This window comes from Acidovorax sp. CF316 (genome assembly GCF_000276605.1).
In the GTDB taxonomy this organism is placed as follows: domain Bacteria; phylum Pseudomonadota; class Gammaproteobacteria; order Burkholderiales; family Burkholderiaceae_C; genus Acidovorax.
On the sequence record NZ_AKJX01000126.1, the window covers coordinates 1 to 15,728 of the forward strand.

At 66.3% G+C, this 15,728-nt stretch carries 15 protein-coding genes and 1 pseudogene; 8 read left to right on the forward strand and 8 right to left on the reverse strand.

Annotated features, from left to right (window positions below):
- From PMI14_RS34910 to tsaD, 3 genes and pseudogenes are all read right to left on the reverse strand, one after another.
- A pseudogene (locus tag PMI14_RS34910) lies at positions 1 to 245 on the reverse strand (hypothetical protein); the annotation flags it as partial.
- Between the two features lie 62 nt (positions 246 to 307).
- Positions 308 to 1,891, reverse strand: coding sequence for a bluetail domain-containing putative surface protein (locus PMI14_RS15475; RefSeq protein WP_007855888.1), 1,584 nt, complete (start codon positions 1,889 to 1,891; stop codon positions 308 to 310).
- A 138-nt stretch (positions 1,892 to 2,029) separates the two neighbouring features.
- Positions 2,030 to 3,082 carry a tRNA (adenosine(37)-N6)-threonylcarbamoyltransferase complex transferase subunit TsaD gene (gene tsaD, locus PMI14_RS15480; protein WP_007855889.1) on the reverse strand — a complete coding sequence of 351 codons (1,053 nt, stop codon included), beginning with the start codon at positions 3,080 to 3,082 and terminating at the stop codon, positions 2,030 to 2,032.
- 77 nt (positions 3,083 to 3,159) lie between these two features.
- On the opposite strand from tsaD, the gene PMI14_RS15485 reads away from it, so the two are divergent.
- A complete protein-coding gene (locus PMI14_RS15485) occupies positions 3,160 to 4,497 on the forward strand; it encodes a phenylacetate--CoA ligase family protein (protein ID WP_007855890.1) in 1,338 nt (445 codons plus the stop codon).
- A gap of 1 nt (position 4,498) precedes the next feature.
- On the opposite strand, the gene PMI14_RS15490 is transcribed toward PMI14_RS15485, so the two are convergent.
- From PMI14_RS15490 to PMI14_RS15510, 4 genes are all read right to left on the reverse strand, one after another.
- The gene (locus PMI14_RS15490) at positions 4,499 to 5,647 is read right to left on the reverse strand and encodes a hypothetical protein (RefSeq protein WP_007855891.1); all 1,149 of its coding nucleotides are present in this window, start codon (positions 5,645 to 5,647) and stop codon (positions 4,499 to 4,501) included.
- A gap of 307 nt (positions 5,648 to 5,954) precedes the next feature.
- Positions 5,955 to 7,817, reverse strand: coding sequence for a fibronectin type III domain-containing protein (locus PMI14_RS33580; protein WP_157405897.1), 1,863 nt, complete (start codon positions 7,815 to 7,817; stop codon positions 5,955 to 5,957).
- Between the two features lie 161 nt (positions 7,818 to 7,978).
- Entirely contained in the window at positions 7,979 to 8,515 is a 537-nt protein-coding gene (gene cysC, locus PMI14_RS15505) for an adenylyl-sulfate kinase (RefSeq protein WP_007855893.1), read from the reverse strand.
- A gap of 61 nt (positions 8,516 to 8,576) precedes the next feature.
- Entirely contained in the window at positions 8,577 to 9,737 is a 1,161-nt protein-coding gene (locus PMI14_RS15510; protein ID WP_007855894.1) for a branched-chain amino acid ABC transporter substrate-binding protein, read from the reverse strand.
- A 206-nt stretch (positions 9,738 to 9,943) separates the two neighbouring features.
- Here PMI14_RS15510 and PMI14_RS15515 point away from each other — a divergent pair, with 206 nt between their 5' ends.
- The 4 genes from PMI14_RS15515 (at position 9,944) to PMI14_RS15530 (ending at position 14,055) form a co-directional block, all read left to right on the forward strand.
- Complete coding sequence (locus PMI14_RS15515) at positions 9,944 to 10,570, forward strand: ANTAR domain-containing response regulator (protein ID WP_007855895.1); 627 nt, start codon at positions 9,944 to 9,946, stop codon at positions 10,568 to 10,570.
- 438 nt (positions 10,571 to 11,008) lie between these two features.
- Positions 11,009 to 12,253: a CmpA/NrtA family ABC transporter substrate-binding protein gene (locus PMI14_RS15520; RefSeq protein ID WP_007855897.1), complete on the forward strand. Its 1,245-nt coding sequence runs from the start codon at positions 11,009 to 11,011 to the stop codon at positions 12,251 to 12,253.
- A gap of 51 nt (positions 12,254 to 12,304) precedes the next feature.
- Positions 12,305 to 13,237, forward strand: coding sequence for a nitrate ABC transporter permease (ntrB, locus tag PMI14_RS15525; protein WP_007855899.1), 933 nt, complete (start codon positions 12,305 to 12,307; stop codon positions 13,235 to 13,237).
- Positions 13,234 to 14,055, forward strand: coding sequence for an ABC transporter ATP-binding protein (locus tag PMI14_RS15530; RefSeq protein WP_007855901.1), 822 nt, complete (start codon positions 13,234 to 13,236; stop codon positions 14,053 to 14,055). Before ntrB ends, PMI14_RS15530 begins: the two co-directional genes overlap by 4 nt.
- A gap of 72 nt (positions 14,056 to 14,127) precedes the next feature.
- Here the strand turns inward: PMI14_RS15530 and PMI14_RS15535 are convergent, their stop codons facing one another.
- Positions 14,128 to 14,565 carry a CBS domain-containing protein gene (locus PMI14_RS15535; RefSeq protein ID WP_007855902.1) on the reverse strand — a complete coding sequence of 146 codons (438 nt, stop codon included), beginning with the start codon at positions 14,563 to 14,565 and terminating at the stop codon, positions 14,128 to 14,130.
- 198 nt (positions 14,566 to 14,763) lie between these two features.
- On the opposite strand from PMI14_RS15535, the gene PMI14_RS34915 reads away from it, so the two are divergent.
- The 3 genes from PMI14_RS34915 to PMI14_RS15545 all read left to right on the forward strand — a co-directional run bounded on the left by PMI14_RS34915 (position 14,764) and on the right by PMI14_RS15545 (position 15,676).
- Positions 14,764 to 14,982 (forward strand): hypothetical protein, encoded by a 219-nt coding sequence (locus tag PMI14_RS34915; protein WP_145695421.1) that lies wholly within the window; start codon positions 14,764 to 14,766, stop codon positions 14,980 to 14,982.
- A 29-nt stretch (positions 14,983 to 15,011) separates the two neighbouring features.
- Positions 15,012 to 15,305, forward strand: coding sequence for a hypothetical protein (locus PMI14_RS15540; RefSeq protein WP_007855903.1), 294 nt, complete (start codon positions 15,012 to 15,014; stop codon positions 15,303 to 15,305).
- A 77-nt stretch (positions 15,306 to 15,382) separates the two neighbouring features.
- Positions 15,383 to 15,676, forward strand: coding sequence for a hypothetical protein (locus PMI14_RS15545; protein WP_007855904.1), 294 nt, complete (start codon positions 15,383 to 15,385; stop codon positions 15,674 to 15,676).
- Positions 15,677 to 15,728: the final 52 nt, after the last annotated feature.

Consider the following 15,728-nt stretch of genomic DNA (forward strand, 5'->3'; position numbering starts at 1 on the left):
ATGCCCACGTTGCCCTTGCCCACGGACTCCAGGTACTCCCTCAGGCCGGTCTGCAGCCCCGCGTTGGGCAGCAAGCCCAGGTTGCCAAGCAGCCTGGTGGAAAGCTGGTCTTCCGTCATTCCGGCATAGGCGGCGCCAAATGACAGGGCAAATGGGCTTAATCCTATCGAAGCGGCCCTTGCCACCTGGTTGTTGTAGACCGTGTAGGAAGGCGATTGGTCGTTGAACGCCCGGTTCAGGATCATCGTGACGACGCAGGGCTCATCCAAAAAAATTCTGTGCCATCAAAAGCTCCGCAAAAGATTGATCAGACCGAGGTCCACGAGGCATCGGCCAAGGCAGTCACGCCAGTCAACTTGACCAGGCTGTCGTTCTCACCCAGCGCGGTGGCGCCATCGTTCACGAGGATGTAGGTATCTGCTCCATACCGGAAGGCAATGGCCTTGTTGGCGCCTGCCGTGGTGGCGGCCAGTGTTGCAGCGGCCAGCAGCGAGGAGGATGCGGCGATGCTGGCCAGCTCGCTGCTGCCGGGTGCGGCCTTGGCCGCCGGGTTGGCGCCGGTCAGCTGGATCGCATTCGTACCGCTCACGAAGCCAACGACCTCGATGGCCGATGCTTCCAGCGAGGTGTCGGTACGGATGTCCAGGTCCCGTGCCGCAACGCCTGCCAGGCCGGCGATGAGCACCTTGTCGGCACCATCCCCCAGGGCAACGGTGTGTGCTGCCAGGGCATTGAGCGAAATGGAGACCCCTGAAGTACCGGCAAGCGCCAGGTCCAGGGCAGCCGTGAGCCCCGACGCGTCGATGACGGACAGCTTGGCGGCTACCACTGTGGTGGTCAGCGCCTGGCTGCCAGAGAGGGTGATCTTTTCCGCATGGGTAGCGGTGATCCGGGCCTGGTTGGTGGTGGTCCCCGCCACCAGACCCGCAGCGCTGTACACATTCAGGGTTTCGATGTCCGCAACCATGATTTCGTCGTGGCCCGTGGCGTCGGCAAACAGCAGGTTCGCCGAGTCGGTGGGGCCCGAAGCGCCGGCGAACTTCACGGTCAGGGCGCCCCCTGCGCCAGAGTTCTGGATGCCGACGGTGGTGGCCAGGTTGACGCCCGAGAACGTGGCGGGGCCTGCAGCGGCCTCAATCCGCAGGTCCATCAGGCCGGCCGCGCCCGAGGCGCTGAATTGAGCCCCCGCACCCGCCTTGATGAAGACGTTTTCGACGCTTGTCAGCGTGGGAGACACCACCGCTGCGGCATCCAGCGTCGCTCTCAGGGTGTCGATACCCGCAGCACCATAGATCACATCCGCCGTCGAAAGGAAGCCCGCGGTGGGCGCAAGAACGGTGTCGCTGAAGGCCGTGGTCTTGAATTTGGCTTCTGCGGCTGCAGGCGACATCGCATCATCGCCGGAGGTCAGCAAAACCGTTACGCCTGGCAAGCTGGGGCCGATGGGGCCGATGGGCGAGGGCCAGGTGTTGGCGGGGTTGGCAGAGTAGTTGTACGAGGCCGCCAGCTCGATGTTCCATGCAATGGCAGCCCCACTGTAGGCTGCCTGATCGCCCGTGGCATTCTCAAGGCCCGACAGGATCGTCCCCAGCTGCAGTGCGACGATGCCCACATTGGCCTTACCCACTTCAACCAAATAATTCTTGACTGCGGTTTGCAGGCCTGCATTCGGCAGCACGCCCAGATTGCCCAAGATCTTGGTGGAGAGTTCTTCCTCCGTCAGGTTGGCAAAGCTGGCACCGAACTGGAGTGCAAAGGCTGCGTTGCTTTCAGGGGTCGTGCCAGCAGCGACCAGTTGGCTATTAAATGACGCGTTCGACGGAACTTGGTTGTTGAACGCACGGTTCAACATGAGGACAGGCTCGTAAAAAGGCCAGATGGTCTTGGGCATCGCGAACTCCGTGGCAACAAGGATGCGCGAAGCGTAGGGGCAGGCCTGAGCAACCGGTGTGTCAGCCGTCACAAACAAACATTTTGAAACCTGCGTGTGCCCACACGCCCAAAACTGGAGGAACGAGGAACTGCCCTCTCAGGCTACCGTCGGCGCAATCGAATCCAGCGGCCAGCGCGGCTTCACGTCGAACGCGTACTCGGTGCTGGCTTGCTGCTGCCCAGACTCCAGGCGCATGGCAGCCGCCATGGCGATCATGGCGCCGTTGTCGGTGCACAGGTGCAGCTCGGGATAGTGCACGCGCACATTCTTTTTGGCGCAGGCCTCGTTGAGCTGGTTGCGCAGGTGGCGGTTGGCGCCCACGCCGCCGGCCACGACCACGCGCTTCATGCCCGTCTGCTTCAAGGCAGCGAGGGTCTTCTTCACCAGCACCTCGACGATGGCTGCCTCGGTGCTCGCGGCCAGGTCGGCCTTGCGCGGTTCGAGCTCGTCGCCGAGCTTTTTCGCCTGCGTGAGCACGGCGGTCTTGAGGCCGGCGAACGAAAAGTCCAGGTTGCCACTGTGCAGCAACGGCCGTGGCAGCTTGAAGGCCGTGGCATCGCCCTGCTCGGCCAATTTGGAGAGCGCGGGGCCGCCCGGATAGCCCAAGCCCATGAGCTTGGCGGATTTGTCGAAGGCCTCGCCGGCCGCGTCGTCGATGGTTTCGCCGAGGATCTCGTAGCGGCCCACGCCGTCCACGCGCATGAGCTGAGTGTGCCCGCCGGACACCAGTAGCGCGACGAAGGGGAACTCGGGTGGGTCGGCGCTCAGGAAGGGCGAGAGCAGGTGCCCTTCCAGGTGGTGCACGCCCAGCACGGGCTTGCCCAAAGCGGCGCCCAGGGCACATGCCACACCGGCACCCACCAGCAGCGCACCGGCCAGGCCCGGGCCACGGGTGTAGGCCACCACGTCCACGTCGGCTAGGCTCTTGCCGGATTCGGCCAGCACCTGGCTGGCCAGGGGCAGCACGCGGCGGATGTGGTCGCGGCTGGCCAGCTCGGGCACCACGCCGCCATAGGCCTGGTGCATCTCGATCTGGCTGTGCAGGGCGTGGGAAAGCAATGCGGGTACCTGCCCTTGCGCGCGCGTTTCCACCAGGGCCACGCCGGTTTCATCGCACGAAGATTCAATACCCAGTATCAGCAACGTCATGCCCCAAGTGTAGAGGGCCTACGCCCGCCGCGAGGCGCCACAATCGGACAACCCCACGCACTGCACGCCTCCCCGCCATGGCCGACGCCCTCCACTTCCACTCGCCCCAGACGGCGCAGATGCTGCTTTTGGCCCAGCAGGTGCGCGCCTGGGAGCGCGTGGCGCCGGCCGAGTACCAGGCCCTGCAGCAGCGCCAGCTGCACACGCTGATGCGACATGCCCACCAGCATTCGCCCTTCTGGCGCCAGCGGCTCGAAACGGCGGGATGGCCGGCCGGGGCCGCATCGCCGCACACGGTGCTCGCCCACCTGCCGGTGCTCACGCGCGCCGACCTGCAGGCGCACTTCGCCCAGGCCCGTGCGCGCTGGCCTGGGCTCCAGGACGAGGGCGTGGCCACGTCCGTCACCTCGGGTTCCACCGGCGAGCCGGTGCGCGTGGAAAAGGCCAGCGCCATGTACTCGCCCCTGTATGCCGCCATTTCCTGGCTCGAAGCCCAGTGGCACCAGCGCGATGCCCGGCGCAAGATCGCCGTGCTGGGCACGGGCCTCACGGATGGAACGCAGGACACCTGGGGCGACATGTACTCCGCCATGGGCCTGCGCGGCCCCTGCGTGCTGCGCAACATCAGCCAGCATGGCATGGACTCGCACCTGGACTGGCTGCTGCAGGAGCAACCCGACTACCTCAAGTGCAGCCCCTTCGCGGCAGCCGAACTGGCACGCATGGCCCTCGCGCGCGGCGTGCAGCTGGCCATCCGGCAGGTGATCTCGCAGTCCGAGCGCGTCACGCCCGCCCAGCGCGCCCTGTGCCGCCAGGCGTTTGGCGCGACCATCGTGGACCGCTATTCCTGCGAGGAGACCGGTTGGATCGCGCTGCAGTGCCCCATGCACGAGCACCTGCACCTGCTGGGCGCCACCACGTTCATGGAGATCGTCGATGGGGAGGGCCAGCCCTGCCCCGTGGGCGTGCCGGGACGGGTGCTGGTGACCAGCCTGCACAGCTTTGCCATGCCCATCCTGCGCTACGAGCTGGGCGACATCGCCGAATGGGGCCCGCCCTGCGGCTGTGGCATGGCCCTGCCCGTGATCGCGGGCATGAGGGGCCGCACCCGGCACTTGGTGCAGACCGGCCGGGGCCCGCTGCCCATGCCCTTCCTGGGCGATGAGCTGGGCCGCATCGAACCCATCCGCGCATTTCGCATGCGGCAGTATGCGGACGGCACGCTGCAGTTGCAGCTGGAGGTGCCGCGCGCGCTCACCGCCGAAGAACATGCTGCCGTGCGCACCGTGTTTGCGGCCAACGCCTTGGCGGACCTGCCCCTGCATGTGGAGGAGTTGGCCCGCATCGATTGGCCGGCCGGGCGCAAGCGCGAGGAGTTCGAGCGCGTGGACCGCGCATTCGAACCCTCGCCCTAGTTCACTGCGGCCAGACCTTGCCCTTGTTCACAAAGGCACCGCTGCCAGCCCGGTAGCCGAAGTGGACCTCGACATTCGCTGCCCGCATCTCCGCTTCGGTGAAGTCCAGCTGCGGCTTGAACTGCAGCGTGGCGGCGTTGGTCACCTGGCTCGCGAAGGCAATGCCCTCGGCGTCCGCCGGCACCTGGCTGGTCCAGGTGCCATCGCCCTTGCGGAAGAACCACAGGTCCGGTGCAGAGCCCTGGGCCGGAATGCGGGCCGCCACCCAGGCGCTGATCTTCGGGTTGGCAGCCACGTCGGCTGCCGTCTGCGCCAGGGTGATGCCCAGTTGCAGCGGCTGGCTGGCCGTGGACAGCACCGCCGTCGCAACCGTTGCGGCCGCCGAGGCCTGGGTGGTCGCCTGCTGGTCCGTGCTGCTGGCGGTGCCCACGGCCGGGCTCGGGCCCTCCACCGGATCGGGGGTGGTTGTAGCGGTCCAGGTGATCGCTGCGTACCCGGCAGCATACTTGGCCATGTCCACGTCGATGGCGCCCTGCACGTCGTACAGCGGGCTGCCGTTGATCTGGCGGATGTAGAGCCAGTTGCCCTGGCTGGTGCTGCCCTTGCTGGCGTCGAGCTGGCCGCCCACGAAGCGCACCGTGCCACCGCCATCGTGCACCACGAGGTGGTCGGCGCCGGGCTCGTTGACCAGGCGCGAGAACGTGGTGTCGATGTGCTCGGTGGCCTGCACGTTGGCGTACTCTGCGGTGCCCAGGGCCGCCTCGCGGACCGGTGCCGAGCCGTAGCGCAGCGCGAACGCGGATTCGGTGCGCTGGGGCGCATAGCCCGAGAACATGAACGAACGGGTGCCTGCGGGGATGTAGATCCTGAATTCCTTGTACTGCAGCTGGTAGCCGGTGAACTCGGGCAGCGCCAGCGAACCGCCGCCGGGGAACGCGCAGCCGCCCGTGGCGTAGCCGATGGCGCAGCCCGAGACGCCCTCGGGAGCGTACTGCTGCTTGAAACCGGTCTTGGTCGTGAAGGTGTAGTCGTAGGTGCCGGCGGCAGGGGGCAGCGCGATCTTGAGCGCCGATTGGTGAAGCGAAACGAAATTGGCAGCGTGGGCCAGCGAGGCCAGCGCAGAAAGACACAGGACAACCAGAAACCGCATTGAAAACCACTCCAGGACAAACAGACAGGCAGAAAAAAGCGCCCCGCGGGCGCCGCGAGGCCTGGCCTCGCCGCGCCCACCAGGGGCGGCCATCATTCAGTTATTTTGAATAACCTTATGCAAGCACTCCGTACGGGCCCGAAGCGGCACGCACAGCCTTGCCCCATGCCATCTGGCGCACGGGGCGAGGCTCAGAGGGGCTGCCAGGAGGGAAGTTCCTGTAAAGATGGGGGTGTTACACCTGGCCCACTGCCCCCGCGGCGGCGGTAACGATCGCGAGGATTTGCAACGCAATCCTGGCCCCTGCTCACTGCAGCGGCCCGAGGTAGGTCGCCTGCATGCCGTTGAGCAGGAACAGGTGCTTGTGGTTCAGGTCGGGAAAGCGCCCCTGGTTGATGACGATGTCCACCTGGCCGTTGTCCCACCGGGTGGGGACCTGCACGACCGCATCGGTGCGCTGCTCCCACTGGGGCGCGTCGGCCAGCTCGATGCGCCGCAAGCTGAAGTCCAGGTAGGGCATGGCGTGGCCGATGAATTCGCCCAGGTCGCCGTTCATCTCCACCGTGTTGTTGAGCAGGAAATAGTCGAGCTTGCCGCCCACGCCCAGCCAGCCGGTGTTCTCGCCGGTGTAGTTGCGCGACACATCGGTGAGCAGCTTGCCGTTGGCATAGAACGCCACCTTGTCGTTGGCAAAGTCGGCCAGGATCTCGTAGCGCATCCAGGTGTTATCCGTGTACCGGACAGGCGCATCCGAGTAGATGCCGGGCACGCCGGTGTTCGCCCCTTCGGCCCGGGCCGTGAGCGAGCCGCCCTCCTTGGCGGTCCAGACATTGCGGTTGGGGTTGCTCGAATCGGTCCAGTAGAAGCGCAGGTACTTGCCCGGCGCGTCGATCGTGGACAGGTTGATGTAGCCCGTGTAGTACATCTGCGGGTAGTAGGCATTGGTGTCCCACAGGTTCCAGTTGCGCAGGCGGTAGCTGCTCGGGTACCTGTCGCGCGTGGCCTGGGTGATGCTGCGCTTGAGCCAGCGGCCCGAGGGCGTGGTACCGCCCGACAGCTCCAGCGTGGCGCCGGACTCCGTGGCCTGCGCGTTGAAGTCCGTGGAGGTCAGGATGGGGTAGATGCCGTCGAGGTGCGTGCGCCATGCGGCCTTGGTGTTGGCGGCAGGCGCCTGGCCGGTAGCGCTGCCGAAGTCCGTGAAGCGCGCCAGCAGATGGCGCTGGCCGAAGAAGGTGTAGCCGCCCGCATTGTGGTCGGCCTTGCTGCCCAGGCTGCTGCCGATGATGCTGTACGGCCGGCCATGGGCGGGGCTGGTGGCGGCCTGCGTGCGGCCCTGCACCACGCCGCTGGCAGCCGATGCGTTGCCGGCCGCGTCCAGCGCATGCACCCGCAGCGCATAGCTGGTGGCGGGGGCCAGGCCGGTGAGGGTATGGGTGGTGGTGGAGACCTTGTCCTGGAGCACGCCGTCGAGGTAGACCGCGTAGGCCGCCACGGCCACGTTGTCGGTGCTGGCCTGCCATTGCAGGCGCAGGCTGGTGCTGGTGGCCTGCACGACACGCAGGTCCGTGGGCGCACTGGGCGGCGTGGCATCAGGGACGCCTGGGCGTGTTCCGCCGGGCCCTGTGCCCGGGGGTGTGGCCGGGCAGGCGGCCACCACCGCTTCGTTGCCCGCGATAGCCCCCACGGCGCCGAAGCGCTGGCGTGCCAGCAGGTCCTCGAAACTGCCAGGGCCGCTCTTGCCAAAGCCGGCAAAGAGCTGCAGACCCGCGAGCCCCGCGGCGCTGCGCACGGCCGGCTCGGCGATGCTCTGGTGCAGGGCGTTGCCGGGGGCCGTGGCCGATTTCTGCGGATGCGCCACATTGCGCAGTGCCGGCGCCGGCCAGGTGCCGGGCTGGTGGGCAGCCCACCCCCCGGCAGCATTACGATAGAACCAGTGCCCGGCATAGGCTGCGACCAGGTACACGTCGTAGCCCGCGTCCACACTGTCCTGGGCAAGGTCCAGGTCGAAGCGCAACTGCAGGCCCTCGTTCTGATGAAAGCAAGTGCTCGCATTGCCCACAGGTGCCGCGCCGGCCAGGAGGCTGAATGCGCTGGCCAGGGCTCCCAGGGCCAGACGGCCCCGCCAGGCTGCAGGCACCACGGGCGTGCGGGCGCTGGTACGGTGTTTCACGGCGTTTTTCATGGCGGCGCTGGTGTGCGTGGGCGCAAGGCACGGTGCCCGGGGGTTGGCGGGTATCGGAAAGCGCCCGACGATACGGGAAAGAACGGCGCGCCGCAACGCCGCGCCCAGCCTTGGGCCTGCGGGGCCGCGGCGACCACGCGCAAGCAGGCTCAGCGCCGCTGCGTGCGCGCCGCCAGCAGCTGCTGCACCATGGCGGCCACCGTGGTGGTCTGGGTGTCGTAGCGCGACTCGGGGGCACGGGGCACCTCGTAGGCGCCGTCCCAGCCGGTCAGGCCGGTGATCAGCCCGGCCCGGGCGCGCGCGTACAGGCCCTTGGGGTCGCGGCGGGCACATTCCTCCACGGGCGTGCTCAGGTGGATCTCATGGAACTCGCCGGGGGCGAACAGGGCGCGCACCCGCTGGCGGTCGGCCTCGAAAGGGGAGACAAAGGCGCACACCACGGTCAGGCCGTTGAGGGCCATCAAGCGCGCCACTTCGCCGGCGCGCCGGATGTTCTCGGCCCGATCGGCGGCCGACAGCCCCAGGTCGGAGCACAGGCCCTTGCGCAGCTCGTCGCCATCGAGCACGCCTGCCCGGCCACCAGCCTGGTTGATGGCACCGGCCAACGCGGTGGCCAGGGTGGTCTTGCCGGCGGCGGGCAGGCCGGTGATCCAATAGACGATGGGGTTCAGACAGGGCTCCAGCATGGGCGGCACAGGGGAAGTGCACCGACTGTAAACCAGCCAGAGGCCTGCCGGCCTGGCGTTCTTACCAGCGGTCCGAGCGCATGCGCAGCTCCCACCCGCCGCCGCGCAGCTCGTACACGCCCACGGCGCCATAGCGCTGCTCGCCCTTGTCGTCCCAGGTCATGGTGCCGATCACCGGCGCATAGCCGTTGATGCTGTGCATGGCCTTGGTGATGGCCTTGGGGTCGGCGGACTTGGCCTTCTGGATCGCAGCGGACAGCACATAGGTGCTGTCGTAGCTGTAGTGGCCCCCATAGGCCGGGGCCTTCTTGAACTCGGCCACGTACTTCTCGAGGAAGGGCTTGCCGGTGGTGAACTCCTTGGCCTCCAGCACGGGCGAGGTGGCATAGATGCCTTCCACGATGCCGACGCCCTTGGCCATGTCGGTGGTCTTGATGGTGTCGCCGCCCAGCAGGCGCACCTTGGTGTGATCGACTTTCTTGAGGGCCTCGAGCAGGGCAATGGCCTGGAAGTCGTTGAGCGTGGAGACGATCACCTCGACCCGGGCGGCCTTGAGCTCGCCGGCCAGGGCATCGAAGGCCGTGGTTTTGTCGTCGAAGGACTTGCGCACCACGACCTCCTTCTTCTCGGCCTTGAGCTGCTCGGCCGCACCGTCGGCCAGGCCCTTGCCGTAAGGGGTGCCGTCGTCGAGCGCGGCATAGCGGCTGGCGCCCAGCTGGGTGGCAGCGAACGAGCCGATGGCGCGCGCCTGCAGGGTGTCGTTGGCCACCATGCGGAAGGTGGTGGGAAAGCCCAGCTGCGTGAACTTGGGGTTGGTGGAGATGGCGATCTGCGGGATGTCCTTGGCCGCGTAGATGGGGGCGGTCTCGATGCTCACGCCCGAATTCAGGTGGCCGATGACCGCCACCACGCCGGCATCCACCAGTTGCTGGGCCACGGTCTTGCCGGTGGCGGCGTCGGCCCGGTCGTCCACGGGCACGACCTCCAGCTTCACGCGCTTGCCGTCCACGGTGTAGCCGCCCTTGTTGAGCTCGGCCACGGCCAGGTTCACGCCGTTGAGCAGGTCCTGCCCCAAAGCGGCCAGGGGGCCGCTCAGGGGTTGGGCGACCCCGATCTTGATGGTGTCGGGCACTTTGCCGCAACCCGCCAACAAGGCGGTGGCGGCCACAGCGGTCAAGGCCAGGCTGGCCGAAAATCGGCGCCGGTCGATGGGCAGGTTCATGCAGGAAGCTCCATATCAATATGTCAATGTGACCGGATGTATATGCGACGCCGCAAAGAGGCGCTATCGGGTATGCCCTCCCAATACTCACTCTATTAGCAAGTTTCAGGCCCTCGCCGCCATGGACCCGCCAAAACCAGGGTAGACCCCTGCCTGCACCAGCCCGGCGCACCAATTTATGGCGTAAATCTTGCTATGCTGACAGCATGAACGAGGCCTTGCGCATAGTGGTGGTCGCCCCCGATCTGGCGGTCACCGACCCCAACGACGAGCACGCCCTGCTGCAGGCAGAGCGCTCGCGGGCGCTGCGCATCGGCCTGCTGGAAAACAACTTCAACCTGGTGGCCACGCTGCCGTCCGACGTGTACCTGAGCGAGCGCCTGGCCCAGTTGCAGCCCGACCTCATCATCGTGGACGCCGAAAGCGAGGCACGCGATGCGCTGGAGCATGTGGTCATGGCCACACGCGACGAGCGCCGCCCCATCGTCATGTTCACCAATGACGAGGACACCTCGCACGTGAAGGCGGCCGTGGCTGCCGGTGTGTCGGCCTACATCGTGGCCGGCCTGTCGCCCCAGCGCATCCGGCCCATCCTGGACGTGGCGATGGCGCGCTTCCAGCACGAGCAGGCGCTGCGCGCCGAACTGGCCGACGCCAAGACCGAGCTCAAGGACCGCAAGACCATCGACCGCGCCAAGGGCCTGCTGATGGAGCGCCAGGGCCTGACCGAGCAGGCCGCATACGAGAAGCTGCGCAAGACGGCCATGGACAAGGGCCTCAAGCTGGTCGACGTCGCCCAGCGCATGCTTGACGTGGCCGATCTCCTGAGCTGACAGACCCCGGCGGCGCACGCCGCAGGGCCAGCATGCAGCGCCGCCAGCACACGCGGCGCACCACTCCCGCCCCCCGCCCTGCCCACCACGGCCCGCGATGGTGCAGCGCACAACACCTGTGCAGTCGAACACGGTGCAAGGCCGGCGCCTTGTCGTGGTGCATGTGGCCAATCTCCCCTTGTCGATTGAACATGTTGCTATCAAAAACTGATCTGACAGGTTGTTGAACAGGTTGGCACAGGGTTTGCATTACCTGGACAAGACCAACGGAGGTCTTCGATGAGCGGTATCCATCCAATGGCGGGCGGGTACCCCTCGCCACCGGACAGAGGCGTCCCCACCCGCGCTTGGCGCTGCGTGACTTTCTTTTGGAAGTTGCAGCAGCCCATGCGCCGAGGGGGACGCCTTTTTTGTTTTTCAAGCCACCAGGGAAGCACCATGACCGATCTGCTCAAAACCAGTCTCAACCGCCGCACCGTGCTGCAGGCCGCCACCGTGGGTGCCGTGGGCGTGAGCCCCGCCCTGCGCGCCCTTGTCCACGCACAGGGCTCGGACGCCCCCGAGAAGAAGGAAGTGAAGATCGGCTTCATCCCGCTGACCGATTGCGCCAGTGTGGTGATGGCCTCGGTGCTGGGCATCGACAAGAAGTACGGCGTGACCATCATCCCCACCAAGGAGGCGAGCTGGGCCGGCGTGCGCGACAAGCTGGTCAACGGCGAGCTGGACTTCGCCCACGTGCTCTACGGCCTGGTCTACGGCGTGCACCTGGGCATCGCCGGCCCCAAGAAGGACATGGCCGTGCTGATGAACCTGAACCACAACGGCCAGGCCATCACGCTGTCCAAGAAGCTGGCCGACAAGGGCGCCGTCAACGGCGCCGGCCTGGCCAAGCTCATGGCCAGCGAGAAGCGCGAGTACACCTTCGCCCAGACCTTCCCCACCGGCACGCATGCCATGTGGCTGTACTACTGGCTGGCCGCGCATGGCATCGACCCGATGAAGGATGCCAAGGTCATCACCGTGCCGCCACCGCAGATGGTGGCCAACATGCGCGTGGGCAACATGGACGGCTTCTGCGTGGGCGAGCCCTGGAACCACCGCGCCATCATGGACGGCATCGGGGTGACCGCTACCACCACGCAGGACATCTGGAAGGACCATCCCGAGAAGGTGCTGGGGACGACCTCGGAGTTCGTGCAGAAGTACCCCAACACGGCCCGCGCCGTGACGGCCGCCATCCTGGAAGCCGGTCGCTGGATCGACGAGAGCCTGGGCAACAAGAACAAGATGGCCGAGACCATCGCCGGCAAGGCCTACGTGAACACCGGCGTGGACGCCATCAACCAGCGCATCCTGGGCCGCTACCAGGACGGCATGGGCAAGACCTGGGACGACCCCAACCACATGAAGTTCTACAACGACGGTGCGGTGAACTTCCCCTACCTGTCGGACGGCATGTGGTTCCTGACCCAGCACAAGCGCTGGGGCCTGCTCAAGGACCACCCCGACTACGCCGGCGTGGCCAAGGCCATCAACCGCACCGACGTCTACAAGCAGGCGGCCACCGCCTCCAAGACCCCGCTGCCCAAGAGCGAGATGCGCACGCACAAGCTCGTGGACGGCGTGGTCTGGGATGGCAAGGACCCCGCGAAGTACGCCGACGGTTTCAAGCTCAAGGCCTGACAGCCCCTTCCCCCGTACGCCCCACGTTCCCACCCGCACAGGAGATCCACCATGGTCAGTGCCGTTTTCCACTCCCCTCCCGCCGCGCTGCCGGCCGATGCACCGGCAGCGCCCGCCCGCGGCGCGGCCATCCAGGCCGAGGCCCGCAAGGAGCCCCCCGCCAGCGTGCCCGCGCCCCGCGCCCCGCGCGACTGGGCCGCGCTTTCGCGCAGCTTCTGGATGGCCGTGCTGCCGCCGCTGTGCGGCCTGGGCCTGCTCATCGGCCTGTGGGCGGTGGTGTCCACCACCACCGGCGGCAACATCCCCAGCCCGCTTGCCACCTGGGCCCAGGCAATGGACATCTTCAGCAACCCGTTCTACCGCAACGGCCCCAATGACCAGGGTGTGGGCTGGAACGTGCTGATGTCGCTGGAGCGCGTGGCCGTAGGCTTCGGCCTGGCGGCGCTGGTCGGCATCCCTGCAGGCTTCGTGATCGGGCGCTTCAACTTCCTCTCGCGCATGTTCAATCCGCTGATCAGCCTGCTGCGCCCGGTGTCGCCGCTGGCCTGGCTGCCCATCGGCCTGCTGGTGTTCAAGGGTGCCAACCCGGCCGCCATCTGGACCATCTTCATCTGCTCCATCTGGCCCATGGTCATCAACACCGCGGTGGGGGTGCAGCGCGTGCCGCAGGACTACATGAACGTGGCCCGCGTGCTCAACCTCTCGGAGTGGAAGATCGCCACCAAGATCCTGTTCCCCGCCGTGCTGCCCTACATGCTCACCGGCGTGCGCCTGGCCGTGGGCACGGCCTGGCTGGTGATCGTGGCCGCCGAGATGCTGACTGGCGGCGTGGGCATCGGCTTCTGGGTCTGGGACGAGTGGAACAACCTGAACGTCAAGAACATCATCATCGCGATCTTCGTGATCGGCATCGTGGGGCTGGCGCTGGAGTTCGCGCTCATCAAGCTGGCCACCGCATTCACATTCGAAGAGGTGAAAGCATGACTACCGCTACCGCATCGCAATCCGCCAAGTTCATCCAGGTGCAAGGGGTCGAACAGACCTTCAAGACCACCAAGGGCCTGTTCCCGGCCCTTCGGGACATCCACCTGACCATCGCCAAAGGCGAGTTCGTGGCCCTGATCGGCCACTCGGGCTGCGGCAAGTCCACGCTGCTGAACCTGATCGCAGGCCTGACCACGCCCACGGCAGGGGCGCTGCTGTGCGCCAACAAGGAGATCAAGGGCCCTGGCCCCGAGCGCGCCGTGGTGTTCCAGAACCACTCGCTGCTGCCCTGGCTGACCTGCTTCGACAACGTCTACCTGGCGGTGGAGCGCGTGTTCGGCGCACGCGAAACCAAGGCCCAGCTCAAGGCCCGCACCGATGCGGCGCTGGCTCTGGTGGGCCTGACGCATGCGGGCCAGAAGCGCCCCGGCGAAATCTCGGGCGGCATGAAGCAGCGCGTGGGCATCGCCCGCGCCCTGTCGATGGAGCCCCAGGTGCTGCTGATGGACGAGCCTTTCGGCGCCCTGGATGCCCTCACGCGCGCCAAGCTGCAGGACGAGCTGCTGGACATCGTGGCGCGCACGCAGAGCACCGTGGTCATGGTGACGCACGATGTGGACGAGGCGGTGCTGCTGTCCGACAAGATCGTGATGATGACCAACGGCCCGGCCGCCACCATCGGCGAGGAGCTGCAGGTCGACCTGCCCCGCCCGCGCAAGCGCGTGGAGCTGGCCGAAGACCCACGGTACGTGCACTACCGCAAGGCGGTGATCGATTTTCTCTACACGCGCCAGGGGCACGTCGAGAAGGCGGCCTGAAGCCCCGCGCCGCAACGCGCAGCAACACGCCCAAGGCGCTGACCGATCCCGGTCAGCGCCTTTTTTTCAGGCTCAGTGCGTACCGGTGATGTACTGCTCCAGCTGTTCGATGATGAATTTCTGCTCCGAGATGATGTCCTTGACCAGATCGCCGATGGAGATCATGCCCACGAGCTTGCCCCCCTCCACCACGGGCAGGTGGCGCAGGCGGCCGGTGCTCATGATCTGCATGCACTGTTCACTGGACTGGTCGGGCCGCACGAAGCGCACCGCCGTGGTCATCACGTCGCGCGCCAGCGTGGCGGCGGAGGTGCGGCCCAGCAGGGCAATCTTTCGCGCATAGTCGCGCTCGGTGAAGATGCCCACGATGGCATCCCCTTCGGTGACCACCAGGGCGCCGATGCCCTTGTCGGCCATGAGCTGCAGGGCAGACAGCACGGAATCCGTGGGCCGGATGGTGTGCACGGTGGCGTCAGGCTTGGACTGAAGAATCTTGGCTACGACGGTCATGGAAACCTCCCTCTGAGAGACGTGGATCGGGCACACGGTCATTTCAGCCCATCTGCTGCCCGAGTGCAACCGCTAAGCAACATGCGGCCGACCACTGATGTTTCTGCGCTGTTGCATTGCCCTGCGGCCGAAACAAATCGAAAAGAAACGAAACCGCGTCGAGACCCCCGTTAGGGGTTAACCCGGCACGATACACCCATGTTCAACGCGCTGGCTCTCTCGGGAACAAGCCTGGTGGACACCGCAGGAACTCTGTGGATTGTTTCTGATACCGGAACAGTTAATTTGCGACTGAGTGGTTTTTCAATGAACACCCCAGGCGTACAGTTCAACCCATCGATGAGCCGAACCCGCAAGGCGACTCACCGAACCCGGTTCAGCAGCTTGTTCGTATCGCAGCCGTTCCGGTTTTTTTGAGACGCTTTTTCTAACCATAGGACTTCATCATGAACACGACCGCACGCTTCCTCTCCATCGCCGCTGTTGCCGCTTTCGCATCGTTTGGTGCTCAGGCCGACGAAGCCGATGCTTCGCAATTCGCCACCAAGTTCGACACCAACCGCACCCGCGCCGAAGTGGTGGCCGAAGCCTCCACCGTCGCCAAGACGCGCAGCCTGGAGCCCGCTGGTTCGCGCGTCGTGACCTACAAGTCCACGGCCGACCGCGCCGCCGTACGTGCCCAGGCCGCTGATGCGGTGCGCACCGGCCAGATCTCTTTTGGCGAAATCGGCGCTCTGTAATTCGCATCCAGTTGGCGAATTGCCCCGTATTTCCCAGTACCTCGTTCCTATTTTTTGAATTTCACAGGAGTTTCACCATGAACACCACCGCACGTTTCCTCTCCATCGCTGCCGTTGCTGCTTTCGCATCCTTCGGTGCCCAGGCTGACGAAGCCGATGCTTCGCAATTCGCCACCAAGTTCGAGACCAGCCGCACCCGCGTCGAAGTGATGGCCGACGCCGCCTCCGTGGCCAAGACCCGCAGCACCGAACCCGCCGGTTCGCGCGTGGTGTCCTACCAATCGACCGCCGACCGCGCTGCCGTGCAGGCCCAGGCGGCTGACGCCGTGCGCACGGGCAAGATCTCGTCGGGCGAACTCGGCTCGCTGTAATCTGCCAGGCAAGGGGCTGCCGACCGCACGGCAGCCCCCAGCAAAAAAGGCC